The following is a 23,780-nucleotide window of genomic DNA, read 5'->3' as shown; positions in this document are numbered from 1 at the left end:
AGCCATTGTTAACGGAAATGGCTGAACCTGAATTTATGGCTGCACGGCCTGCACAGGACTGGGGGCGGTCCCTAAACGGAAACCACACTGTTTCCATTTCATGGACTTTCCTTGGCCGCAGGACGAAGGCACCATGATCTGCATGGTAGCCAGGTCGGCTGCCAGCCAGGACAAGGATAGGATGCCATGATCCACTTACGCCGCCGTCCCCGCGCTGTTGCGATTGCCCGCACCGAGCAGAGCCACCGGCACCATGAGCTGATTGCTTTCGGTGCGGTTATCGCTCTCTTTCTCGTTGTGACATTCGCGACGTTCGCCACTTTCTGAATCTGAGTGCAAGTCAGGAAGGCGGAAGCGCCTTCCAGGGTGGAGACTTCACCTGACCTAAATTGCGGTGCCTGTGATCCGGCCGAAACCGCATGGCCGTTGTCGCAAAATCGTCCTTGCCGCCATCACCGCTTTAAAACCGCCGGCCGCTTATACAAATCTTAATCGTTCAAATCGACACTTGCGCCCAAGTGAGTTCCGTCAGGGCCTCGCCGCCCTGAGAGGTGGCGCGGGCCCCGCAATGATTGCCGGCGGACTGGCGGCGTGCGCCGCATGATTTCCCGAAAAACATCAGCCTGTTTGCGCATCGGGTGGCGTGTTCCTCCACAAGCAATCGCTTGGGGCGGTACGTCGGGCCATCGGGGGAAGCGAAACGCGAGCTGCGAGCCAAGGTGTTTTCAATGTTCATCGATAGAGTTCTTGCCCGATTCAAGATTCAGACGAAGGTTCTGTTCTTCATCCTGCCGTTCGTCATCAGCATCTCGGCGGTCGGCATCACCGGCCTCTACGCATCGGGCCTGCTGCAGGGGCGGATGGAGATTTCAAATAGCGTCCTGCAAACGCTGAGCGGCTTTAAGGACGTCTACGCGGGCATGAACAATTTCCTGTACAAAACGACCGAAGAAACCCGCGATGCGGTTCGCGCCACGATCGCCTCGCAGAAGGATATCCTCGCGGAGACCGCCGCACAGGTCGCCGGCCAGAACGGACAGGATGAGCTGACCGCTGCGATCGCTGCGACCAGCGATATCGAGGCGCGTATCGAGGGTCTTTGGACGCTGCATGTCGGCAAGAAAGAGCTGCGCGCGGCCACGACGGCCAATCTGGAGCGCCTGGTTGCCGAGCAGTCGAAGATCAATGAAGAGACGAACCGCCTGCAATATGCCGTGCGCAAGGACGAGAACGCGGCGAAGACGATGCTCAGGAACGCCGAAAAACTCCTTCGCGCCAGCCGCTTCTTCACGGAGTTCGGCACCGAGGTCGCCAAGGCGACCACGGTCGAAGAGAAGCTGAAGCAGGTCAAGGATCGCTTTCCGATGATCGGCCGCACACAGCGCGAAATCTTCACCTTGCTGCCGAAGGGCGAAAAATCCCTCGCCGACACTGTGAATTCCGCCTCAAGCAAGATCGGCTCCCTGATCAAGGCACCGGTCGGACCCGAAACACTCAGCAGCATTTCGAAGTACGTGGACAGCTTCCGCACCGCGAGCTTCCGCCTCGAAGCCGCCTCCGTGGGCAAGATGCGCGAAGCCACGCAGATCTTTAGCGAACTCGATGGAAAGATCGCGAGCACTGAATCCGTGCTGACCGCGACGCGCAGGCTTTCCACGTCTATCACCGACATCCAGATCGCCGCGGCCGCCTTCCTCGGCAGCACGACCGAGGAAAATCGCAAGCGGCTCCTGGATAAGTTCCTTGCCGTTCAGGCAAATTTGACGACGCTGCGCGGCGTCGCGAACGGGATGAGCTTCTTCGACACCACGTCGGACGCGCTCCTTCCGATCATCAACGTGATGAAGAGAGATAGTGTTGCGCTGGTCGCGAGTTCCGACAAGCGAAACTCCGAGTTCAATGCTGCCGGTGAGTCGATCAATCAGATCTGGGGCGACCTGACCGAGTTCGCCGAGCAGCAGAAAGTCGCCGCCGGTACCGAACGAGACGAAGCCAACCAGATCTCCGTCGCCGCGACTGTCGCCGGCGTGATCATCGCGCTGCTTGCCGGCATCGCGCTGACTCTGACGCTGAAGAAACCGATCGGACAGATCACCGCCGCGATGCGCCGCCTTGCCGACGGCATGCTCGATACGGCGATCGACGGCGACGCGCGGCGTGACGAGATCGGCGACATGGCGCGTGCCCTCGGCGTGTTCAAGGAAAACGCCCTTTCCAAGGTGCGCATCGAGGCGGAAAGCGAAGAGCAGCGCGCGCGTGCCGAAGCGGAGCGCAGCCGCAACGACGCCGAGAAGCGCGAACTCGACCGGCAGATCGATCTTGCCGTCAGCGAGCTTGCTGCCGGCCTCGGACGTCTCGCGCAAGGCGACCTCTCGCGCCAGATCGAGGTGCCCTTCCAGGGCCGGCTCGAACAGCTGCGGATGGATTTCAACGGATCGCTCATCCGGCTTCAGGATACGCTCGCCCAGATCCGGATGAACGCCCAGGCAATTCAGCAGAGCGGTGCGGACATGCATCATTCGGCCGACTCGCTCTCCAAGCGCACCGAAGCCCAGGCGGCCTCGCTCGAGGAGACCGCGGCCGCGGTCGACCAGATCACGGTGACTGTGCGTTCCTCGGCAGAGCGTGCACATGAGGCGAACCTCGCCGTTTCGCAGACCAAGAAGAGCGCCGACAGCTCGGCGACCGTCGTCACCAATGCCATCGCCGCGATGGGACGCATCGAAGAGGCTTCGCGCCAGATCGAGCAGATTATCGAAGTCATCGACGACATCGCCTTCCAGACCAACCTGCTGGCCTTGAACGCCGGCATCGAGGCGGCTCGCGCCGGCGAGGCGGGCAAGGGCTTTGCCGTCGTCGCGCAGGAGGTCCGGGAACTGGCGCAGCGCTCCGCCGAGGCGGCTCGGGAAATCAAGGGGCTCATCAACAAGTCGACCGAGGAGGTCAATTCCGGCTCGCATCTCGTCAAGGAGACTGGCGCAGTGCTTGCCTCGATCAGCGCTCAGATCGTCTCCGTAAGCCAGCATGTCGAAATGATCGCAACGGCAAGCCGCGATCAGGCGGCGGCGCTGAACGAGGTCAACGGCTCTGTCAACCAAATGGATCAGATGACCCAGCAGAACGCCTCAATGGTCGAGGAGGCGACGGCCACCAGCCGCGCGCTCGCAAACCAGGCCGACACACTGATGATGCTTGTCGAGCAGTTCCGGCTGGAGCCGGAGACCGGTTCCGGTCAGGTCTATCGCGCAGCGTAGCGGACACCGACGTCAAAGGTCCTGCGGTTCGCCGTGTGACACCGAAGAATTGAACGCCGCGCATCAAAGATGCGCGGCGTCGTCATTTCACGCTGCTTGCGCAGAAACCCCGGCTAGGCGTCGGCCGAGTCGTGCGTCTCCGCGGGCTGTCGCCTGCGGAAGAGTGCCGCAAATAGCTCTCTCGGGAAGTCCTTCGTGCGGCTTGGCCGTCGGGGCTCGAACTGTTCATCCCAGCGGCGATTTCTTGAGGCCATCTCGAATAGAACGGCCATTGCAATCATGTCCATGGTGATGCTCCTCATTTCCGGGCATCTCCTTTTTTATGCGCTCAAAACTGTTTTACATACAGCCTATTTCCCCATATGTTTTTCACCCATGAAAAGCATGGATTGGGACATCTACCGTTGTTTCATGACTGTGGCGCGCGCCGGCGGCCTGACTGGTGCGGCGCAGGCAACCGGCTTGAGTCCGGCAACCATCGGCCGCCGGATGCTGGAGATCGAGGAGCGTACCGGACGGTCGCTCTTCGTGCGGAGCCAGACCGGATACGTGCTGACCGCCGACGGACGCCTCCTGTTCGAGCAATTGCAGGAAATGGAGGCGGCGGCGCGCAAGGTCGAGAACTGGCAAAAGGAAGGCGAGGGGATGCCGGTCGTGCGTATTGCGGCCGGAACCTGGAACGCGTGGCTGATCGCGGAGAATTTTCCGGCGATCTGCACCGAGCGCGACGCCTTTGCCATATCGCTTTCGATCGGGGAGGCGCGGGCGAACCTTGCCTATCGGGAAAGCGATATCGGCATTCGCGCCTTCGAGCCGGAAGAGACCTATCTGGCGTCGCGGATGATCGGCGAAGTGGCCTATGCCGCCTATCGGCAGAAAAATGCGCTGGGAGGCAGACCGGAGCGCTGGGTCGCCGTCGCGGAGGAGGAGGCGATCTCGGGCTATCTGCGCTGGCCGCACGACCAGGTGGCCGGCCGCATCGTTGCGACCGTTGGTCGTCCCCGGTCCCTGCTCGATCTCGCGCGCGCCGGGGCGGGGAGGGCGGTGTTGCCCTGCTTCGTGGGTGATCTCGATCCGCTTCTCGAGCGCGCGGGCGAGGAACTTGAGCCGCTGCGGCATCGGCAATGGATCGTCATGAACAACGAGGACCGTCACAGGCGGGAAATCCGCACTGTCGTCGACCGGATGACACGGCTGCTGCGCAGCCACGTGGACCTCTTTGCTGGCAAGCGCCCGCGGCGGAACTCCACTTAAAGCCCGTCGCGCAAGCCTCCGGAAGAGTAGAACTGAGACCGTCTGTTCATGATAAGTGCGCCATCCAGTAAACTACGACAGCAATTCGACCGGCGGAACCCGAGGCGGACTTTCGTGACAAGCAACGGTAGAGGATCGAAGCATGATCGAGATTCGTGCTGCAAGAGATGAAGACTATGCGACGATAGTTCCACTTTGGCACCGAGGATGGCATGACGCTCATGCCGATCTGGTCCCCGCGGAGCTTTTAGCATACCGCACGTTGGGGCACTTCGCGCTTTGGCTGGAACAGGCGAGCGACGAATTCTATGTCGCGGCAGATCATGGATTGCTCGGACTCATATCATTGAAAGACGCTGAAGTCGTGAAGCTGTATGTCAGCGAAAACGCTCGCGGGACCGGTGTTGCCCGCTCGCTATTGTCCTTTGCGGAGCAGCTTTTGCTAAAAAGGGGAGTGAGACAGGCGGAGCTGTTCTGCACAGCAGGTAACATCCGTGCCCAAAGGTTTTATGAGCGGGAAGGATGGTCGCTATCCCGCTCATTTGAGGACGCTCTCTGGCTTCCAAAGGATGTTGTCGGTCGATTTACCGTGCAAACGCACTGCTACCGCAAAACTCTGAAGTCATCTGGCTGAACCGCGAGATAAAATCAGGCAGAGCCTGTAATAAGCATCAGTCGTTCTCAAGATGCCGGCGGCGCACAGGGATCGCGAGCACCTGCGGACGGAGGCGGAGTCCGTGCCAACTCGCCGCACAAAGCATCAGCGCAGCCGTTGCCGACGCCAGGATAGCCATCACGGCCGTCCCTGCGTGACGATGACCGGGATCAGCAGGTCGCCCCAGTTGCCTTCGCCGCCATGATGGCGTGCCGAGCGCACGAGTTCGACCGAAACGCCGGCATCGACGGCCTTCATGACCGACTGGTTGAGGCGATGCAGGTCGTTTGCGACCATGCGGATCGCTGCCTGCTGTTCCGGGGTCATGGCCGACGACTGTTCCTCGGCCCGTTCCTTGACGCGTGTCTGTACTGTCATTGGCGTTGCTCCTTCGCAGGTTAGAGCCGGATGCGGGCACTTGATCCCGCTTTCGGTTCGAGGTTCCGTGGTTTCCGGAGCGCGCGACGGGCAGGGATGCCGCGCGCTCCAGTCTTTCATTCTACGCCTTTCATTCTGCCGCAGGGCGGAACTGGTCGTGCTCGGTCGATTCCTTCATGGCGGTGGTCGACGACTGGCCGCCGGTGATTGCCAGCGACACCGCATCGAAATAGCCGGTGCCGACCTCGCGCTGGTGCTTGGTCGCGGTGTAGCCGTTGGCCTCAGCCGCGAATTCCGCTTCCTGCAGTTCCGAATAGGCAGCCATCTGCCGATCCTTGTAGCCGCGCGCCAGCTCGAACATGCCGTAGTTCAGCTGATGGAAGCCGGCGAGCGTGATGAACTGGAACTTGTAGCCCATCGCGCCCAGCTCGCGCTGGAACTTGGCGATCGTCGCGTCGTCGAGGTTCTTTTTCCAGTTGAACGACGGTGAGCAATTATAGGCGAGCAGCTTGCCCGGGTGCGCCTTGTGCACGCCTTCGGCAAATTTGCGCGCCTGCTCCAGATCCGGCTTGGAGGTTTCGCACCAGATGAGGTCGCAATGCGGCGCATAGGCGATCGCGCGGGCGATGCAGGGCTCGATGCCGTTCCTCACCTGGTAGAAGCCCTCCACCGTGCGGCCGGCATCGTAATCGACAAAGGGCCGATCACGCTCGTCGATGTCGGAGGTGAGCAGCTTCGCGGCTTCCGCATCGGTGCGGGCGATGACGAGCGTCGGCGTTCCCATGACGTCGGCGGCAAGCCGCGCGGCGTTCAAGTTGCGGATATGCGCGGCGGTCGGGATCAGGACCTTGCCGCCGAGATGGCCGCATTTCTTTTCCGACGCGAGTTGATCCTCATAATGGACACCGGCGGCGCCCGCCTCGATGAAGGCCTTCATGATCTCGAAGGCGTTCAACGGCCCGCCGAAGCCCGCTTCCGCGTCGGCAACGATCGGCGCAAACCAGGTCTCGACCGAAAGCCCCTTGCCTTCCGAGGTTTCGATCTGATCGGCGCGCTGCAGCGTGCGGTTGATGCGTTTCGCCAGTTCCGGTGCCGCATTGGCCGGATAGAGCGACTGGTCCGGATACATGGCCGAAGCCGTGTTGGCGTCTGCCGCGACCTGCCAGCCGGAGAGATAGATCGCCTTCAAGCCGGCGCGGACCATCTGCATCGCCTGGTTGCCCGAGAGCGCGCCGAGCGCATTGACGAAATCCTCGTCATGGATGAGCTTCCAGAGACGGTTGGCACCCATCTCGGCAAGAGAATAACGGATTTCCACCGATCCCCGCAGCCGCTTCACATCTTCGGCGGTATAGGGTCGCTGGATACCGTCGAAACGTCCCTGCGGCGCGCTGGGAACGAGGTTGTAAAAATCAGTCATTCTTGCCTCCTTGTAAAAATCGATAGCTCTTCGACTTCGGTCTTACGTCAATCTTTGGTCGTAAGATCATGTGACATTTTTTACATTGCAGTGCACGGGAACGCCATGGGAATCGTAGAAATGGCCGATCCAAAAGGGTTATCTTGTCTTGTGTTTGACAATAGAAGTCGGTAAATTTGTAAAATGTGTCAAAGCGGTCGCCGCGCCAGATTTTGTAAAGGGAGTTACAAATGGCCGAAAACAAGATCTTCGCCGGGCCGCGTGTCAGACGTATCCGCAATGGTCTTCAGTTGACGCAGACGGCGATGGCGGAAGCGCTCGGTATCTCCCCCTCCTACCTGAACCTCATCGAGCGCAATCAGCGGCCGTTGACGGTGCAGCTTCTCCTCAAGCTCTCCTCGGTCTACAAGGTGGACCTCGACGAACTGCAGGGTGAAAACGGTGGCGGTCTGGCGCAGTTGCGCGAGGTCTTCGCCGATCCGCTCCTGGCCGGCGAACTTCCCGGCGACCAGGAACTAATCGAAATCACCGAAGCCGCGCCCAATGCCTCCGGCGGCATCGTCAAGCTTTATCGCGCCTATCGTGAGCAGGCGTCACGCCTCAAGGATCTCGCCGATCTCCTGGCGGGACAGGGGCATATGGCGGCGCTTTCGGGCACGCGGCTGCCGATCGATGAGGTGCGCGAGGCGTTCGAGGCGCGGCCCAATCATTTCGGGCCGATCGAGGAGGCAATGGAGGCGTTCCACGCCGCGCTTTCGCCCGGCGACGATCTCGCCGGAGGACTGAAGGCCTGGCTCAAGAAGGAACATGGCCTCGTTGTCAGAACGCTGCCGGTGCACGCCATGCCGAACCTGCGCCGCCGTTTCGACCGGCACTCGATGCGGCTCTTTATTTCCGAACGTCTGTCACCCTTCGACCAGACGCGGGAAATCGCCATGGAAGTGGCGTCGATCGCCTGCCACGAGGCGATCGACGCCGAGCTCGAGCAATTCCGATTCTCGACCGCCGAGGCGCGGCGCATCGGTCGTTTCGAACTCGCGCGGTATGCAGCCCATGCCTTGATGATGCCCTATCAAGCGTTTCTAGCCGCTGCGCAGCGCGCGAAATACGACATCGATCTCTTGCGATCCCGCTTTCAAGTGTCCTTCGAACAGGCTGCCAATCGACTGACGATGTTGCAGCGTCCCGGCGCCGCAGGCATCCCGTTTTTCCTTATGGAGATCGATAATGCCGGCCACCGGCTGCGTCGTGCAGGCGCGCTTGGCTTTCCTGGTGCGCGCTTCGGCGGCGCCTGTCCCAAGCTCAACATCCATGCCGCCTTCGCCGTGCCGGGCCAGGTTCTCGTTGACCGCGTCGAAATGCCCGAGGGCAGCGAGTATCTTGTCGTTTCGCGGACACTCGACGGACCGCAAGCAGGCTTTCAGGAGAGGGTGAGACGCACGGCGCTGCTCATCGGCTGTGACGCTGGTTTTGCGGAAGAAGTCGTCTACGGTGCTTCGAGGATGCCGCCAATACCAGTCGGTGCAGCCTGCCGCCTCTGCGAGCGGCAAGGCTGCCTGGCGCGCGCTGAACCGCCCGTCACACGCCCGCTCGGCCTCGACGAGATGGCGACTGGTCTCAGCGTTTTCGATTTTCAATAATCGGATTTCAGTAACTGGCCGGGTGCTGATTGGGCAACAGCGGCGCCCCGGGCGCGAAGCATTCCGCGGCGAGCCCGGTGGTATAGCCGCGAGTAATGTGGGCCTTCTCCGCATAGGCCTTGTTTCGCATCAGGATCGCGTGCAGTTCCGGCAGGTTGTAGTAGGGCACACCGGGATAGAGATGGTGCTCGAGGTGGTAGTTGATGTTGTGGGGCGCGAAGAAAAGCTTCTCCCAGGCATGCGGATAAACGGTGCGTGAGCTCGTCAGTTCATCGCTGTAATCCATGCTGCCGAAATGTTCGGCGACGCTGCGCACGTAAAGAAACAGGCAGAAGAAGGTGAAGAAGGGCACGAGCCAGTAGAGCACGAATTCGCGCCAGATGCCGAAGAACGTGAAAACGACCGCTGCCGAAAGGTAGAAGCCAAGCCGCAGCGCCTTGTAGGATGGTGTCGAGCGATCCGTCTTCGAGATCCTCTTGGCCATGTGAATAAGATCGCGGATCGAATTCACCGCGACGAGATAGCCGAGCAGTTGCGCAATACCGCGTGCCAGTTTCTGCGGGAAGGTAAACTGTGCCAGGTCGCGCTTGGCGATCCAGTCCGGGTCGTCATCGGTATTGGCGTGCTGGTGGTGAGCAAGATGGTTCTGGCGATAACCGTCGACCGTCGCCAGCACCGGCCAGGCCAGCAGAATGTCGCTCATCCAGTCGCTTAGCTTGCGATCGCGAATAATGCGATAATGGGCAGCCTCGTGCACCATGCAGCCGAAGGCGTGCATTCGCCCGGCGATCACGGCGATGGCGATCACGTAGACGAGCATATTGCCGGAATATTCGCTGACGGTGATCGCCGCCGCGATGATAGCCCAGTCCGTGGCGATTGCCGTTAGTGATTTTCTCGGCTGCAGAACCGAGAGGCGCTTCAGTTCCCTCGGGTCGATCCTGCGGTTTCGCTCGCTCATAACGTGGTCCGGACGCTGATACACAACCGCCGGCAAACTCGCACTTCCACTAAGGTTAATCAATCGTAAACGCGGCTCGTGAGCCGGCATGTTTGCGGGATGGTTAACACGGTGGCTGTTTCCAATTGATACAGGAGCTCCGCGCACCGCGTCATAAGTGCCCGTTTTTGCTTGCGCTTGCCAAAATGCATTAGGCACGGGATCGTGCCTGAAACCCGAGCGAAAGCGCTTGAGGTTGGCGAGAAAGATGCCTAACCTCGGCTCCGGACCGACCAAGATTGCGCTGGACTGCAGGGGTTCAGCGGCTCTTGCCGAGAACCGATAATAATGAGGGAACTGATGTCCAAAATCATAATCGCAACTCTGGCTGCCGCGACGCTCGTGGGATCGACCATGCTTGCTTCCGCGCAGGAGCGGGTCGTCAACGTTTATAACTGGTCGGATTATATCGACAGCAGCATTCTCGAGGACTTCACCAAGGAGACCGGCATCAAGGTGGTCTACGACGTCTTCGATTCCAACGAAATCCTGGAGACGAAACTGCTTGCCGGCGGCTCCGGCTATGACGTCGTCGTGCCGACGGCGTATTTCCTGCAGCGCCAGATCGCGGCCGGCGTCTTCCAGAAGCTCGACAAGTCGAAGCTCCCGAACCTGCCGAACATGTGGGACGTCATCATGGAGCGTACGGCGAAGTACGATCCTGGCAACGAATATGCCGTCGACTACATGTGGGGCACGACCGGCATCGGCTACAATGTCGACAAGATGAAGGAAATCCTCGGCACGGACGAGAAGCCAAACTGGGACGTCATCTTCAAGCCTGAAATAGCCGCGAAATTCAAGGATTGCGGCATTCATCTCCTCGACTCGCCGACCGACATCATTCCTTCCGCACTCGCCTATCTGGGTGTCAATCCCGACAGCCACGAGCCTGCCGATCTTGAAAAGGCGGCCGAGTTGCTAACGAGCATCCGCCCCTATGTGCGTAAGTTCCACTCGTCCGAATACATCAATGCGCTCGCAAACGGCGACATCTGCCTCGCCGTCGGCTTCTCCGGCGATATCTTCCAGGCGCGGGACCGTGCTGCGGAGGCGAAAGCCGGTGTGACGGTCGATTATTCGATCCCGGCGCAAGGCGCGCAGATGTGGTTCGACATGCTGGCGATTCCTGCCGATGCGCCGCATGTTGCCGAAGCGCATGAGTTCATCAACTACATGATGAAACCGGAAGTGATCGCCAAGGCCTCGAACTATGTCTTCTACGCCAATGGCAACAAGGCTTCTCAGCAGTTCCTCGACAAGGAAGTCTTGGAAGACACGGCTATCTATCCGTCAGACGAGGTGATGCAGAAGCTGTTCACCATCACGCCGTTCGAGCCCAAGGAGCAGAGGGTGTTGACCCGGCTCTGGACCAAGGTCGTCACCGGCCAGTAAGAGCGGAAACGAATTGCCCGGCCCCAAGATCCGGGCAATTTTTTTGGAGCGGGCGACGAGGAAAGACGTGTCGCGGTTTCTCGCCCGTCTCCTGCTCGGCGTAAGATTGCAGTGGGCGCGACTGCATGTTTCCTTAAAACGTAGTCGATTTAAGGATAAAACATGCAGCAATTCAAAGTGCTACAGCGTCCTTTGCGCGTCTGATTAAGACGCGCGGCGCTGTAGGATCAGGACGGCGCGCCCATCGGCTGTGTCATTCGGGGATAGATGATGAAGTCTCTCGGCAGTATCCGGCGGTCCTTCGCCCCATGGGCGGATCCGGCCTCCAAACCATTCATTTCCTTCAAGAACGTAACCAAGAAGTTCGGAGACTTCACGGCCGTCGACGACCTTTCGTTGAACATCTACACCCGCGAGTTCTTCGCACTTCTGGGCGCCTCTGGCTGCGGAAAATCGACCTTGCTGCGCATGCTTGCCGGCTTCGAGCAGCCGACGTCGGGCGAGATCATTCTCGACGGCCAGAATCTCGCGGGCATTCCGCCGTATCGGCGACCGGTCAACATGATGTTCCAGTCCTATGCGCTGTTTCCGCATATGACCGTTGAAAGCAACATTGCCTTCGGGCTGAAGCAGGACGGCATGCCGAAGCAGGACATTGCCGAGCGCGTCGCGCAGATGCTGAAGCTCGTCAAGCTCGAGAAATTCGCCAAGCGCAAGCCGCACCAGCTTTCAGGCGGCCAGCGTCAGCGCGTGGCGCTCGCCCGCTCGCTTGCCAAGCGCCCCAAGGTGCTGTTGCTCGACGAGCCACTTGGCGCACTCGACAAGAAGCTGCGCGAGGAAACCCAGTTCGAGCTGATGGACCTGCAGCAGCAATTGGGCCTGACCTTCGTCGTTGTCACCCATGACCAGGAAGAGGCCATGACCATGGCCGACCGCATCGCCGTCATGAGCTACGGCAAGGTCGTTCAGGTGGCGACGCCGGCGGAAATCTACGAGGCGCCGAATTCGCGCTTCGTCGCGGACTTCATCGGCGACGTCAACATTTTCGACGGCACGGTCGCCGCCGCGGAAGATGGCCGCGTCCGCGTCGAGACGGCGGGTGGCGTTCCGATCCGGATGGCCTCGTCGGAGAAGCTGTCGACGGGAGCAAGGGCTGCCGTTGCCATTCGGCCGGAAAAGATCCGGGTCACCCGGCAGGCGCCTCAACATGCGCCGCTCAACGCTGCCGAAGGCGAGATCTGGGACATCGGCTACCTGGGCGACATGACCGTCTTCCACATTCGCCTGAAGGACGGCAAGGTCGTCAAGGCATCGTCGCTGAATGCCGTGCGCGCCGTCGAGGATCCGCTTGGCTATGACCAGCAGGTGTGGGTCTCGTTCGGCGAAGACGCTGGCGTGGTGTTGAAGGATTGATGTCATGGCAAGAATTGCTTCAGCCTTCGTCAGCCGCCTGGTCATCATCATTCCCTATGCCTGGCTGCTCTTCTTCTTTCTCATTCCCTTTTTCATCGTCTTCCGGATCTCGCTTTCGCAGACGGCCGTTGCCATGCCTCCCTATACGCCGGTCTTCGATCTGGCCGACGGCGTTTCGGGCATCCTTGAGGGAATGCGTGAGTTTTCCGTCGACAACTATGTCTGGCTGACCGAGGACGTGCTCTATTTCAACGCCTATGTTTCGAGCGTCGTCATCGCGGCCATTTCCACTTTCCTGACGTTCTTGATCGGCTATCCGATCGCCTACGGAATGGCGCAGGCGCCGCGTTCGATCCGCCCGACACTGTTGATGCTGGTGATCCTGCCTTTCTGGACGAGCTTCCTGATCCGTGTCTACGCCTGGATCGCGATCCTCAAACCGGAAGGTCTGCTCAATCAGTTCCTGATTACCATCGGCGTCATCGATCAGCCGCTCATCATCCTCAACACCAACTGGGCGATCTACATCGGCATCGTCTATTCCTATCTCCCCTTCATGGTGCTGCCGATCTATTCGGCACTCGAGAAGATGGATCACACGCTGACGGAGGCGGCTCAGGACCTCGGTTGCACGCCGATCACCGCCTTCTGGCGGGTGACGTTCCCGCTATCGCTTGCGGGCGTCGTGGCCGGCTGCCTGCTGGTCTTCATTCCGGCGGTTGGGGAGTTCGTCATCCCGGACCTGCTCGGCGGATCGGAAACCCTCATGATTGGCAAGACGCTCTGGAACGAATTCAATTCCAACCGCGACTGGCCCGTTTCCTCGGCGGTCGCCACGATCCTCCTGCTCATCCTGGTGCTCCCGATCGTCTATTTCCAGAATGTGCAGGCGAAAGCGGACAGCGAGGGGAGGTAGGCGATGGCAAAATGGTCTCGCTTCAACATCGTCTCCGTCGTCCTCGGCTTCGGTTTCCTTTACCTGCCGATCGTGCTTTTGGTGATTTTCTCGTTCAACGAGTCGAAACTCGTGACCGTCTGGGCCGGCTTTTCGACGCGATGGTACGCGCAGCTCTGGCACAATCAGAGCCTGCTTGATGCAGCCTGGGTCACCATCCGCGTCGCGCTTCTGTCGGCGACCTGCGCGACGGTGCTTGGAACGCTGGCGGCGCTCGCGCTCGTGCGGTACACGCGCTTTCGCGGCCGGGTGCTGTTCTCCGGCATGGTCTACGCGCCGCTCGTGATGCCGGAGGTGATCACCGGCCTCTCGCTGTTGCTGCTCTTCGTCGCCGTTGGACTCGATCGCGGGTTCTGGACGATCACGCTCGCCCACATCACCTTCACCATGTGCTTCGTCGCCGTGGTGGTTCAGTCGCGTCTCTTGAGCTTCGACCAGTCGATCGAGGAGGCGGCGCTCGATCTCGGCGCGACGCCGGTCAGAACGTTCTTCGCGATCACGCTGCCAGTGATTTCGCCGGCGGTCTTTTCCGGCTGGGTGCTTGCCTTCACCCTGTCGCTCGACGATCTGGTGATTTCGAGCTTCACGACGGGGCCTGGCGCCACCACCTTGCCGATGAAGATCTACAGCCAGGTGCGCCTCGGCGTGACGCCGGAAATCAACGCGATCTGCACGATCCTGATCGGCGTCGTCGCGCTCGGCGTGCTCGTTGCGTCGATCGTGACGAAGCGCCGAGAGCTGCAGCGCGAGAGGGACGAGCGCGCCGCATTTGCCGCGATAGGCTGACCCGCTGCAGCGCTGTGCGTCCCTTCAGACGCACAAAGATCGGGGTGGTGGTCTTGACGCTACTGCGGCTCGACGAGGACGGAGAGGGGCGAGATGACCGCATTCGGCCAGGACCCGCCGACGAAGAAACGCAGCGGTTGGTTGGCCGTCTCCGTGTTTTCGAGCATTCCGGCAAGCGCGAGGCTGCCGGTGCGATAAGGAATGACGCCGGTAACCGACATGCTGCCCGACGGCCCGGCAAAATTCGCTCGGTTGAGCCGCGCCACGCCGCCCCCGAAGCTGGCGTCGATCTCGGCCGCCTGGAAGTCGAACGCCCCGGCACTCGCCTGCGAGAGAGAGAAGAATTCTCCTCTTCGGATGAGGTCGATGAAGGCGTTCGCATCGAATCCGGCAAGGCTGCCATTGGCCAGCGAAAACGTGACGCTGCCCGAAAGATCGGCGGCGCTGGTCGTCCAAACGGCACGGTCCGTCGCGAGATCGAAATTGAGCGTGCCCCTGCCGCTCGGCGTCGGGCCTTTCAAGCCGAAACTGTTGAGTACGGCGGCAAAGTCGGCATCTTTCAGGCTCATCTGCAGCCGCCCGCCATGTTCCAGCCCCTTGTCCGAGAGCATCAGTCGGCCGCTGAGAATGCCGTCTGCGTAGGTACTGTCGCCGATATCGAGCGATGCCCGGTTGCCGTTGATCATGACACCGGCCGCTACGTCAGTGAGATGCAACGGGCCCACGAACACTTCCTGCGAAGAAAGGCGCACATCTGCGCGCCAGCCGCCGGTCAGGTTTTCCGCCATCCGCCATTCAGGATCGCTGGCGGCCGCGGGCGTCACAGTCGGGAGGTTGAGGCCGTTGAGATCGATGCTATCGAAGGCGAGCGTTCCTTCGATACGCGGCGTGTCGCCGACGGGAAACGCGACGTCCAGGACGCCAGTTGCAGTGGCCCCACCCACAGCAAGTTGCAGTTCATCGAGCTTGAGCGTCTTTTCGCCGGTCGCCACCATGGCATCGATGCTGAAAGCGCCCGCAGGAAGCACTCCCGACGAGCCGCCTCGATACCAGGCAAGAAGCGCTGACAGCGAAGGAGCGGATGCCTGCAGATGGCCGGAGGCAAAGGGATACATTGAAAGATTACCGATGCCTTCGAAGGAGAAGGTCAGCGGGGTAGAGGTCAGCGACGTCCTGAGCGACGCGTTGCCGCCGGCAAAGAGAGCCAGCGGTTGGTCGCAGATCAACGCCCAGTCAATCGCCTCGCCGCCAATGGTCGTCGAAAGCTGAGCGCTGATGCGCTCGGCAAAGGACGGCCATTTGACGGTTCCGGAAATGGCCGGAATGTCGATGTCCAGGCCACGGTCGGCCGTCCGGTCGAGGATACGAACCCGGCCGTTTTCGATCGTTATGTCGCCGAAGGGTGTATCCTCCTCGGTCGTCGTCTCGGCGAGGCTCAGCCAGTGCGGCCGTTTCCAGTTGACTGTTCCGTCGGCGGCACGTTCGATGGTGACGACGGGGTCGACGAAGCGGATATCATCGAGCGCCGGCTCGCCGCGAAGGGCTGCAAGCAAGCTGAAGGATGCGGTAATGCGGCCGATCTGCGCAAGCGGGCGCGGGTTTGTCTCGTTCGACTCGATCGTTGCCGCGGGCAGAATCAGTTCAGGCTCCGGCCAGAACCGCACTTCAGGTTCGCCGCCAATCCTGCTTTTGCCGCCTGACCAGGCATCGAGCATCCGTTCCATCGTTGCGCGGGCATCGGTCGTCGAAATGACCAGCGGCAGCGCGGCATTATAGGCGACGGCGAGGCCGACGCCGATCGCGGCGGACCAGGCGAGTTGGCGGCGGCCGATCCGTGACCAGAGGCCGGAACTGCTCAATATTTGCAGGAGTTGTCTCGTCATTTCGGTCGGATTGCCGTTGCCTCTCGGGTCGAGCCGTCTGGATAGGCCTTCGGCTTGGATAAAGCAAATGCGACTGGCATGGAAATGTCGTCATCGCGATGCTGAACCTGGCCGCATGCTGTTTATTTTGCATTGCAGCATGGTATAGAAACACGCAGAGGAGTGGAGGAGAGCATGCAAGCAGATCGACCTTTGTGGGTTCCTAGTGCCGAGATTCTCGCGCGAAGCCCGATGGCACAATTCATGGCGTGGTGCGGGCAACGTTTCGACCGGAATTTTGCCGACTACGACGCGTTCCATGACTGGTCTGTAGCCGAACGGGGCGACTTCTGGACCGCGGTCTGGGAGTATTGCGGGGTCGTCGGCGACCGCGGGGAGCGGGCGCTCATCAATGGCGAGCGGATGCTTGATGCCCGCTTCTTTCCTTATGCAACGCTGAATTTCGCTGAGAACCTGCTGCGCAAGAGCGGCGATGGCGACGCGCTGGTCTTTCGGGGCGAGGACAAGGCCGGCTATCGTCTTTCCTGGGACGATTTACGCGCCCTGGTGTCGCGTCTGCAGCAGGCAATGAAGGCCAAGGGTATCGGCAAGGGTGACCGCGTCGCCGCGATGATGCCGAACATGCCCGAGACGATCGCACTGATGCTGGCGACCGCTTCGATCGGCGCCATCTGGTCATCCTGCTCGCCCGATTTCGGCGAGCAGGGCGTTCTCGACCGCTTCGGCCAGATCGGCCCGAAACTGTTTATCGCCTGCGACGGCTATTGGTACAACGGCAAGCGGCAGGACGTCGCCGACAAGGTGCGCGCCGCCGCATCTGCCTTGGGCGTGCCGACCGTTATTGTTCCTTATGCGGGTGACAGCGCTTCGCTGGCAGCGGCGATCGAAGGCGGCGTTACGCTGGCCGATTTCATCGCTCCGTTCGACGTGAAACCGCTGACGTTTGAGCGGCTGCCATTCGGCCATCCGCTCTACATTCTGTTTTCCTCCGGCACGACTGGCGTGCCGAAATGCATCGTGCATTCCGCAGGCGGGACCTTGCTGCAGCACCTGAAGGAACACCGTTTCCACTGCGGCCTGAAGGAAGGCGAGAGGCTCTTCTACTTTACCACCTGCGGCTGGATGATGTGGAACTGGCTGGCATCGGGTCTGGCGGCGGGAGCCACGCTCTGCCTCTTCGACGGTTCGCCCTTCTATCCGGACGGTAATGTCCTCTTCGACTATGCGGCGGAGGAACGGTTCGCGATTTTCGGCACGTCGGCAAAATATATCGACGCCGTGCGCAAAGGTGGCTTCACGCCGATCAGCACGCATGACCTGTCCGCGCTTCGTCTTTTGACGTCGACCGGTTCGCCGCTTTCTCCGGAAGGTTTTTCGTTCGTCTACGAGGGCATCAAGTCGGACATCCAACTCGCCTCCATCTCCGGCGGCACCGACATCGTGTCCTGCTTCGTTCTCGGCAATCCCCTTAAGCCGGTCTGGCGAGGCGAAATCCAGGGCCCCGGTCTCGGACTTGCCATGGACGTCTGGAGCGACGAGGGCCAATCCGTGCGCGGCGAGAAAGGGGAACTCGTTTGCACCAAGGCGTTTCCGTCGATGCCGATCATGTTCTGGAACGACCCCGAGGGCACCAAGTACCGCGCAGCCTATTTCGAGCGCTTCGACAATGTTTGGTGCCATGGTGATTTTGCCGAGTGGACGCCTCATGGCGGCATCATCATTCATGGCCGTTCCGATGCGACGCTCAATCCGGGCGGCGTGCGGATCGGCACGGCGGAGATCTACAATCAGGTCGAACAGATGGAAGAGGTCGCCGAGGCGCTGTGCATCGGTCAGGACTGGGAGGACGACGTCCGCGTAATCCTCTTCGTGCGGCTGGCGCCGGGTGTCGAGTTGACCGACGAACTGACGAAGGCCATCAAGAACCGCATCCGCACCGGCGCCTCGCCGCGTCACGTGCCGGCGAAGATCATTGCCGTTGCCGATATTCCGCGGACCAAATCGGGCAAGATCGTCGAGCTTGCGGTCCGCGACGTCGTGCATGGCCGGCCGGTGAAGAACAAGGAAGCGCTTGCGAACCCGGAGGCGCTCGATCTGTTTGCCGGTCTCGATGCATTGAAAAGCTGACCTTTGGGCGGGATGGCGGCTCCTCCGCTATCCCGCTACTTTCCCGCCCGTTCCAACCCATAGATCACGTGCTCGCGTTAACCAGTTCTCGCTCCGTGAATTAACCAAATCGTCTGAGTTGCGCACGATTGCTTAAGATTGTTGGATCAAAAAGTAAGATCTTGTTTACATTTGGGGGTGCATGGTCGAACCAACTTGAGGCCGACCAGTCAAGGGCCGGTGCCGCAGCAGTGATGTTGCTGCAGACATGATGTCACCTTTTCTCGAGCATTTGTTGGTTAGCATTGACTTCAGAGGCGGCTTTCGGCTGCCTCTTTTTTTCTGTGTTTGCCTTTGCTGTGTTTGTGGGGCCGCCTGTGACCGTTAGAACAACGCAACTCCGGACGGAAAACCGTTGGACACTTTTCCTGGAGCTGCTCTAGGGACGGCGTTCCAGCGATCTCGACACTAGGATCACCGGGATCATGCCGGCGATGACGATGATCATCGCCGCGACGGAGGCGTCTTCGACCTTGGCGCGCGAGGCGTCCTCGTAGACCAGAGTGGCAAGCGTGTTGAAGTTGAAGGGTCTCAGCATGATGGTTGCCGAGAGTTCCTTCATCGTCTCGATGAAAACGAGCAGCGCCGCCGTCAGCACGGCCGGCCGCATCATCGGCAGCAGGACAGTTCGCAGCGTCTGGCCGCTCGTGCGTCCGAGCGCGCGTGCCGCCATGTCGAGATGCGGCGACAGTTTCTGGAAACCGGCTTCGAGCGTGCCTTCCGCCATCGTCAGGAAGCGGACTGTGCAGGCGTAGACGATGGCAAAGCCGGTGCCGCTCATCAGGAGGCCGGTCGAAATTCCGAACGTACCTCTGATCTGCGCATCGACGGCGTTGTCGAGTGCTGCTAGCGGAAAGAGCACGCCGATCGCGAGAACCGTACCGGGCACGCCGTAGCCGAAGGAGGCCAATCGGCCGGCTGCTTCCGTGGTGCGCGAACGCCCGGTGCGGGCGGCGTAGGCAAGCACAAATCCCAGAAGCACCGCGACGAGCGCTGTCAGGCCGGAAACCAGAATGCTGTGCAAGAGCGCACTCAGGAGGCGCGGCGCCAAAAACTGATCCAGGCGTTTCAGCGCGTAATTTCCGAGAATAAAGAAGGGGACGGCGAAGCCGGAGAGCACCGGCAAAAGGCAGGCGGTCGTTGCTGCCCATTTTTTCCAGCCCGACAGTGTAAGCCTGGCAAGATCGTGGACGGCGGCCGTTGTCTTCTGGCTGGAGAAGCGCTGTCTGCGACGGGCGGCGCGTTCGACCATCATCAGGGCCACCACAAAGAGCAGCATGATACAGGCGATCTGTGCCGCGCCGGCCAGGCTGCCGCGGTTAAGCCAGGTATCGAAAATCGAGAAGGTCAGGGTCTGGACGCCCAGGAATTCGACCGCTCCGATATCGTTCAGCGTTTCCATGGCGACAAGCGTCAGGCCGATCATGATCGCGGGCCGCGCCATCGGGATCTGGATCCGGAAAAACACCTTGAGCGGCCCGGCGCCGAGCGTACGCGCCACATCTGCGGCCGCGCGCCCCTGCATCAGGAACATCGAGCGGCAGGCGAGGTAGATATAAGGATAGAGCACCGAGCTCAGCACGAGCACCGCGCCGCCGAGCGAGCGCACATCCGGGAACCAGTAGTCTCGGCTCGTCTGGAAACCGAAGATGAGCCGGATCAGCCCCTGGACCGGACCGGTGAAGGTGAGAAGTTCGCCGAAGGCATAAGCCGCAAGGTAGGCAGGTATCGCAAGCGGCAGCACGAGCGCGGCGGAAAGGAAGCGGCGTAGCGGAAACTCGCAACTCGCCACCAGCCATGCAGTCAGGATACCGATAAAAGCTGTTGCCGCACCCGTGAGCGCGACGAGCAGCAGCGTCCGTCCGGTCGCGCGCGGGATGACATTCTCGATAAGATGCGGCCAATCGGCGCTGCCGCCGGAAACCGCAAGCCAGCCAATGGCGAGCATCGGCATCAGCACGATCGCCGAGGCGAGCACAGCCCAGATCGCGAGCAACGGATGACTAAGGCCCGTCCCGGTACGGGCATAGCGTCTTCTGAGGCTTTTGGATGTGGACTGCAAACGATCGGTTCCGAGGCGAAGCGGCAACGTGACGACTGGCCGGAACCTGCAAACTGGTTCCCGCGGGTCAACATTTCATTACAGCATTCGTCCTCAGTTCGCCAAGACGCGTTGCGATGGGAAGGAAATTTCGACGAGCGTGCCTTCGTTCGGCGTGGAATTGATCGAGAACTGCGCGCGGTTCGCCTCGGTCATTGCCTTGGTCAGCGGCAGGCCGAGGCCGGTACCGTCGCCGCGCTTGCGCCCGCCGGTGGTTACCTGACGGAAGGGTTTCATCGCCTGGTCGAGCTCGCTGCGCGTCATGCCGATCCCGGTGTCGCGGATCCGCAGGATGACGCTTCCGTTCGCCTCGTAGGACGTCGACACGACGATCTGGCCGCCGGACGGGGTAAAGCGGATGGCGTTCGCCAGAATATTGAGCGCAATCTGCTTGATGGATCGGCCGTCCGCGACGACCGTCGGAACGGATCCCGAGAGCGAAGTGCGGATGATCACGCGCTGGCTGTTGGCCTGTGGCTGCACCAGCGACACGGCTTCAGACACCGCATCGTTGATGTCGACGGCACTGAAATCGAGGTCCATCTCGCCGGCTTCGATCTTCGAGATGTCGAGCAGATCGTTGACGATGTCGAGGACGTGCCTGCCGGAGCGGCCGATATCCCCGGCATATTCGATGTAACGGGGATGCCCGACCGGGCCGAAATGCTCGCTCGCCATCATGTCGGAAAAACCGATGATGGCGTTCAGCGGCGTGCGGATCTCGTGGCTCACCCTCGCCAGGAATTCGGTCTTGTGCGCGTTGGCAGTTTCCGCGGCGCGCTTTGCATTGCGCAGTTCCTCCTCGGTCCGCTTCCACTGCGTGATGTCGCGGATGACGGCACAGTAGCCGTTGGACGACGAAAGCCGCCCGATGGTCATGAACAACGGGATGAAGCCTCCGTTCGCCTCGCGGCCGATCACTTCGCGGCCGTCATTGAGCACGCTTGCCACGCCATGGCCGGAGAGACCCTGCAGATAGTCGAGCACCGCCCTCTGGCTCTCATGGGCGAAGAGTGCGGCGAAGGGCTTCCCGCGGATCTCGTCTTCGTCGTAATTGAAGAGTGCACTTGCCGAGCCGTTCATCGTGCGCACGTCGCCTTCCTGCCCGAGGATGACGACTCCGTCGGTCGCCGTCTCCAGAATGGAGCGAAGTTCGTCGATTTCCATCCGCAGGCGGCTTGCTTCGCTTGCCGCCGCATCGCTGTCACGCGTTGTTTGTGCGTCTTCGCTTCCGCTCACCGGTGCCAGTGCGAGCATGAGCGCGCTTTTGCCCTCCCATCGGATCGAATGAAGATGAGCGTTCACCGATGTAAGCTGGCCGTTCCGGCGGATCAGCGTCATCGTTCCGTCCGGCTGCTCGTTCGGCTGCTCGTTCGGCTGCTTGTCGGCGATATCGTCGGCGTGGGCGAAGAGCGCGTCGAGGCCGCCTTCCCGCGACAGGCTTTCGAGGTCGTCATATCCCGTCAGTTGCAGGAATTCCGGATTGGCATGCAGCAGCTCGTCGCCATAGTGGACGAGAAGGCCGACAGGCAGGCGGTCGAGGATCTCGCTGCTCATGCCGACGGGCGTGCGCGAGGTCGAAGGTGCTTCATCGTCGGCTGAAGGCGCCCCTTTACCCTGCTCGACGGTTGTTTTCGTTTCGTCCGCGGCTTCGGCGTCGGATACGGCGCTCGAGGGCGCCTCCTTTGTAGGCGTGGATGCGGAGGCCGGTTCCTCGATGTCCTCGCTCTCCGGGGGTGTTACGAAATGTTCACCGAGTTGTCTCGCAATTTCGCGAAAGGCGGCTTGTTCGCCTCGCGTCAGCGTCCCGGCCGTCCCCGGCCTGCGCAGATCGAGTTCCACGATCTTGTCGGACGATGCGCGCTCGGATGTCTCGGCGACGCGCAGTGCCGGACGCTCGCCGTGGAAGGGATCTTCTGGCTCGGCCGGCTCCGTTGCCGCGGTGTCAAAGTCCACCCATTCCCCATCGCGACCGGGCGACTGGTCGGCGGGCGCGACGTCGGGTTCTGCTCCGGTCTCCGTCCGCTCTTCTTGAGCGGTGGCCTCGTCCTCGCTCTTCGGGGGCGGGGCAGCCGAACCCTGCCGAGGCTCGGTGGTGCGACCGAGTTCCATTCCGCTGGCCTTCTCGTCGATGACCGCGTCTGCGACCCGGACGATGCCGAAGCCGCGGAAGCCGTCGAATTCTCGGGACCGCGAATAGGTGGGAAGCGCGGCGAGGTCGACGGGTACCTTCAGGCTCGTTCCCTCGACCGGCCAAAGAATCGTTTTGCCCGACCAGGTGTCGCGCCGGCGCAGGAGCTCGTTGATCCGATTGTCGGGGTCGAGATCATAGCGCTGAGCGAGATCGGCAAATGTCTCGCCGATTACGTCAGCAGCGTTGGGGCCTACGGCCGAGGCAAACTCCTCCGAGATCTCGCTGAAACGTCCCTCTGCGTCTATTTTCCACACGAAGCGGACGGCGCGACCGCCGGGCGTGAAGGCAAAGCCGCGGCCATCGGTCTCGTCGGTATCGCTTTGCCCTGCGGTTCCCGCGGCTGGCTCGATTGCTGAGGTCGGCTCATCGGGAATGGCAGGCTCCGCGGGCGCCGATGTCGTTTCGGGCGCAAGGGTCAATTCACCTTGATCGTCCAGGCCCGCACCGGCGGTCGCATCTTGCTCCGCATCCGCCAGCGATGACGCGGTGTCCGGGACTTCCTGGCGAGGCTGATCCTCCATCGCCGGCAGTTCGTCGGCGGCAGGTTGGTCGACACTTTCTACCGACGAGGGTAGATCGTCGTCTGTTCCTTCCGATGCCGCTTCGGAATCGAGATCCTCAAAGACGGCTTCCACGGCGAACAGAAGGTGCAAGGCCGGAAGGTCGGATATCTTGCCGACGGCGGCCGGGAGTTCGCCCTTGCTGGTCAGGACCGGGCGCTTGATCAGCCGATCCCTGTCGCGCGCGACATCCGAGACGAGTGTGCGGCGAACGTCCTCGGACAGACCCAGTTCATCGAACCCGGAAGACTGCGCAAGGATCGCGCCGTCGCCGTCGAGCACGGCCATATGCGTGTCCGGTCCGTCGAGCCCTGCGATCATGCGGGCGGCCCGCTCCTCGGTTGTCAGTGCCTTCCCGTTATGAGGGGTGGTGAAGAGTACCGCGTCCTCACCCGGGCGGATGCGGATGAGTTCCACGGAAGCATTCAAGGGCAAGCGCCGGAAGCCGGAGGATATCCGAACCAGCAGTTGCCGGCGGTCGCCGACGGCTGAGAGCTGCGTTGCTGCTGTACGCAACTGACGAAGCGAGAGATCGTTCGGATCGAGAGCGGCATCGATGAAATCGTAGACGGATGCGCTGCCGAACAGGCTCGCGCCCTGGTCATTGGCCCACAATACGCGGCCGAGATCCCTCGAAAACAGGACGGACGCATCCCCTTTGGCGAAATGATCGCGCACCCGTGCATGCACGGCAATGTCGATGAAAGGATACTGTCTCTCGGGCAT

At 61.2% G+C, this 23,780-nt stretch carries 16 protein-coding genes; 10 read left to right on the top strand and 6 right to left on the bottom strand.

Annotated features, from left to right (window positions below):
* Window positions 1-186: 186 nt before the first annotated feature.
* The 4 genes from PZN02_RS02640 to PZN02_RS02625 all read left to right on the top strand — a co-directional run bounded on the left by PZN02_RS02640 (window position 187) and on the right by PZN02_RS02625 (window position 5,142).
* The gene (locus PZN02_RS02640; RefSeq protein ID WP_280660086.1) at window positions 187-327 is read left to right on the top strand and encodes a hypothetical protein; all 141 of its coding nucleotides are present in this window, start codon (window positions 187-189) and stop codon (window positions 325-327) included.
* A 401-nt stretch (window positions 328-728) separates the two neighbouring features.
* The gene (locus PZN02_RS02635; protein WP_280660084.1) at window positions 729-3,254 is read left to right on the top strand and encodes a methyl-accepting chemotaxis protein; all 2,526 of its coding nucleotides are present in this window, start codon (window positions 729-731) and stop codon (window positions 3,252-3,254) included.
* Between the two features lie 375 nt (window positions 3,255-3,629).
* On the top strand, window positions 3,630-4,508 hold the full coding sequence (locus PZN02_RS02630) for a LysR family transcriptional regulator (RefSeq protein WP_280660083.1): 879 nt from the start codon (window positions 3,630-3,632) through the stop codon (window positions 4,506-4,508).
* Between the two features lie 142 nt (window positions 4,509-4,650).
* On the top strand, window positions 4,651-5,142 hold the full coding sequence (locus PZN02_RS02625) for a GNAT family N-acetyltransferase (RefSeq protein WP_280660082.1): 492 nt from the start codon (window positions 4,651-4,653) through the stop codon (window positions 5,140-5,142).
* Window positions 5,143-5,301: 159 nt separating this feature from the next.
* On the opposite strand, the gene PZN02_RS02620 is transcribed toward PZN02_RS02625, so the two are convergent.
* Both PZN02_RS02620 and aceA read right to left on the bottom strand, forming a co-directional pair.
* On the bottom strand, window positions 5,302-5,541 hold the full coding sequence (locus PZN02_RS02620) for an SMc00767 family acetate metabolism repressor (RefSeq protein WP_280660081.1): 240 nt from the start codon (window positions 5,539-5,541) through the stop codon (window positions 5,302-5,304).
* Window positions 5,542-5,671: 130 nt separating this feature from the next.
* Complete coding sequence (aceA, locus tag PZN02_RS02615; protein ID WP_280660080.1) at window positions 5,672-6,961, bottom strand: isocitrate lyase; 1,290 nt, start codon at window positions 6,959-6,961, stop codon at window positions 5,672-5,674.
* Between the two features lie 230 nt (window positions 6,962-7,191).
* On the opposite strand from aceA, the gene PZN02_RS02610 reads away from it, so the two are divergent.
* Window positions 7,192-8,601 carry a helix-turn-helix domain-containing protein gene (locus PZN02_RS02610; protein WP_280660079.1) on the top strand — a complete coding sequence of 470 codons (1,410 nt, stop codon included), beginning with the start codon at window positions 7,192-7,194 and terminating at the stop codon, window positions 8,599-8,601.
* 7 nt (window positions 8,602-8,608) lie between these two features.
* On the opposite strand, the gene PZN02_RS02605 is transcribed toward PZN02_RS02610, so the two are convergent.
* Window positions 8,609-9,562 (bottom strand): fatty acid desaturase family protein, encoded by a 954-nt coding sequence (locus PZN02_RS02605; RefSeq protein WP_280660078.1) that lies wholly within the window; start codon window positions 9,560-9,562, stop codon window positions 8,609-8,611.
* A 339-nt stretch (window positions 9,563-9,901) separates the two neighbouring features.
* On the opposite strand from PZN02_RS02605, the gene PZN02_RS02600 reads away from it, so the two are divergent.
* The 4 genes from PZN02_RS02600 (at window position 9,902) to PZN02_RS02585 (ending at window position 14,150) form a co-directional block, all read left to right on the top strand.
* Complete coding sequence (locus PZN02_RS02600; protein WP_280660077.1) at window positions 9,902-10,996, top strand: polyamine ABC transporter substrate-binding protein; 1,095 nt, start codon at window positions 9,902-9,904, stop codon at window positions 10,994-10,996.
* Window positions 10,997-11,263: 267 nt separating this feature from the next.
* On the top strand, window positions 11,264-12,409 hold the full coding sequence (locus PZN02_RS02595; RefSeq protein WP_425336265.1) for an ABC transporter ATP-binding protein: 1,146 nt from the start codon (window positions 11,264-11,266) through the stop codon (window positions 12,407-12,409).
* A gap of 4 nt (window positions 12,410-12,413) precedes the next feature.
* Window positions 12,414-13,325, top strand: a complete 912-nt coding sequence (locus tag PZN02_RS02590) for an ABC transporter permease subunit (protein ID WP_280660076.1) — start codon at window positions 12,414-12,416, stop codon at window positions 13,323-13,325.
* A gap of 3 nt (window positions 13,326-13,328) precedes the next feature.
* Complete coding sequence (locus PZN02_RS02585) at window positions 13,329-14,150, top strand: ABC transporter permease subunit (RefSeq protein WP_280660075.1); 822 nt, start codon at window positions 13,329-13,331, stop codon at window positions 14,148-14,150.
* A gap of 59 nt (window positions 14,151-14,209) precedes the next feature.
* Here the strand turns inward: PZN02_RS02585 and PZN02_RS02580 are convergent, their stop codons facing one another.
* Complete coding sequence (locus PZN02_RS02580; RefSeq protein ID WP_280660074.1) at window positions 14,210-16,033, bottom strand: AsmA family protein; 1,824 nt, start codon at window positions 16,031-16,033, stop codon at window positions 14,210-14,212.
* 174 nt (window positions 16,034-16,207) lie between these two features.
* On the opposite strand from PZN02_RS02580, the gene PZN02_RS02575 reads away from it, so the two are divergent.
* Window positions 16,208-18,160, top strand: coding sequence for an acetoacetate--CoA ligase (locus PZN02_RS02575; protein ID WP_280660073.1), 1,953 nt, complete (start codon window positions 16,208-16,210; stop codon window positions 18,158-18,160).
* Window positions 18,161-18,578: 418 nt separating this feature from the next.
* On the opposite strand, the gene PZN02_RS02570 is transcribed toward PZN02_RS02575, so the two are convergent.
* Both PZN02_RS02570 and PZN02_RS02565 read right to left on the bottom strand, forming a co-directional pair.
* Window positions 18,579-20,261, bottom strand: a complete 1,683-nt coding sequence (locus tag PZN02_RS02570; protein ID WP_280660072.1) for an ABC transporter permease — start codon at window positions 20,259-20,261, stop codon at window positions 18,579-18,581.
* 93 nt (window positions 20,262-20,354) lie between these two features.
* Complete coding sequence (locus tag PZN02_RS02565; RefSeq protein WP_280660071.1) at window positions 20,355-23,780, bottom strand: PAS domain S-box protein; 3,426 nt, start codon at window positions 23,778-23,780, stop codon at window positions 20,355-20,357.

This window comes from Sinorhizobium garamanticum (assembly GCF_029892065.1).
GTDB lineage: Bacteria > Pseudomonadota > Alphaproteobacteria > Rhizobiales > Rhizobiaceae > Sinorhizobium > Sinorhizobium garamanticum.
This window is presented reverse-complemented; position numbering and strand designations above follow the sequence as displayed.

Excerpts from the sequence above, each read along its gene's own strand:
- PZN02_RS02585 (WP_280660075.1), top strand. The coding sequence starts at position 13,329 with ATGGCAAAATGGTCTCGCTTCAACATCGTCTCCGTCGTCCTCGGCTTC.
- PZN02_RS02640 (WP_280660086.1), top strand. The coding sequence starts at position 187 with ATGATCCACTTACGCCGCCGTCCCCGCGCTGTTGCGATTGCCCGCACC.
- PZN02_RS02595 (WP_425336265.1), top strand. The coding sequence starts at position 11,264 with ATGATGAAGTCTCTCGGCAGTATCCGGCGGTCCTTCGCCCCATGGGCG.
- PZN02_RS02590 (WP_280660076.1), top strand. The coding sequence starts at position 12,414 with ATGGCAAGAATTGCTTCAGCCTTCGTCAGCCGCCTGGTCATCATCATT.
- PZN02_RS02610 (WP_280660079.1), top strand. The coding sequence starts at position 7,192 with ATGGCCGAAAACAAGATCTTCGCCGGGCCGCGTGTCAGACGTATCCGC.
- PZN02_RS02605 (WP_280660078.1), bottom strand. The coding sequence starts at position 9,562 with ATGAGCGAGCGAAACCGCAGGATCGACCCGAGGGAACTGAAGCGCCTC.
- PZN02_RS02625 (WP_280660082.1), top strand. The coding sequence starts at position 4,651 with ATGATCGAGATTCGTGCTGCAAGAGATGAAGACTATGCGACGATAGTT.
- PZN02_RS02575 (WP_280660073.1), top strand. The coding sequence starts at position 16,208 with ATGCAAGCAGATCGACCTTTGTGGGTTCCTAGTGCCGAGATTCTCGCG.
- aceA (WP_280660080.1), bottom strand. The coding sequence starts at position 6,961 with ATGACTGATTTTTACAACCTCGTTCCCAGCGCGCCGCAGGGACGTTTC.
- PZN02_RS02600 (WP_280660077.1), top strand. The coding sequence starts at position 9,902 with ATGTCCAAAATCATAATCGCAACTCTGGCTGCCGCGACGCTCGTGGGA.
- PZN02_RS02620 (WP_280660081.1), bottom strand. The coding sequence starts at position 5,541 with ATGACAGTACAGACACGCGTCAAGGAACGGGCCGAGGAACAGTCGTCG.
- PZN02_RS02580 (WP_280660074.1), bottom strand. The coding sequence starts at position 16,033 with ATGACGAGACAACTCCTGCAAATATTGAGCAGTTCCGGCCTCTGGTCA.
- PZN02_RS02635 (WP_280660084.1), top strand. The coding sequence starts at position 729 with ATGTTCATCGATAGAGTTCTTGCCCGATTCAAGATTCAGACGAAGGTT.
- PZN02_RS02630 (WP_280660083.1), top strand. The coding sequence starts at position 3,630 with ATGAAAAGCATGGATTGGGACATCTACCGTTGTTTCATGACTGTGGCG.
- PZN02_RS02565 (WP_280660071.1), bottom strand. The coding sequence starts at position 23,780 with ATGCCCGAGAGACAGTATCCTTTCATCGACATTGCCGTGCATGCACGG.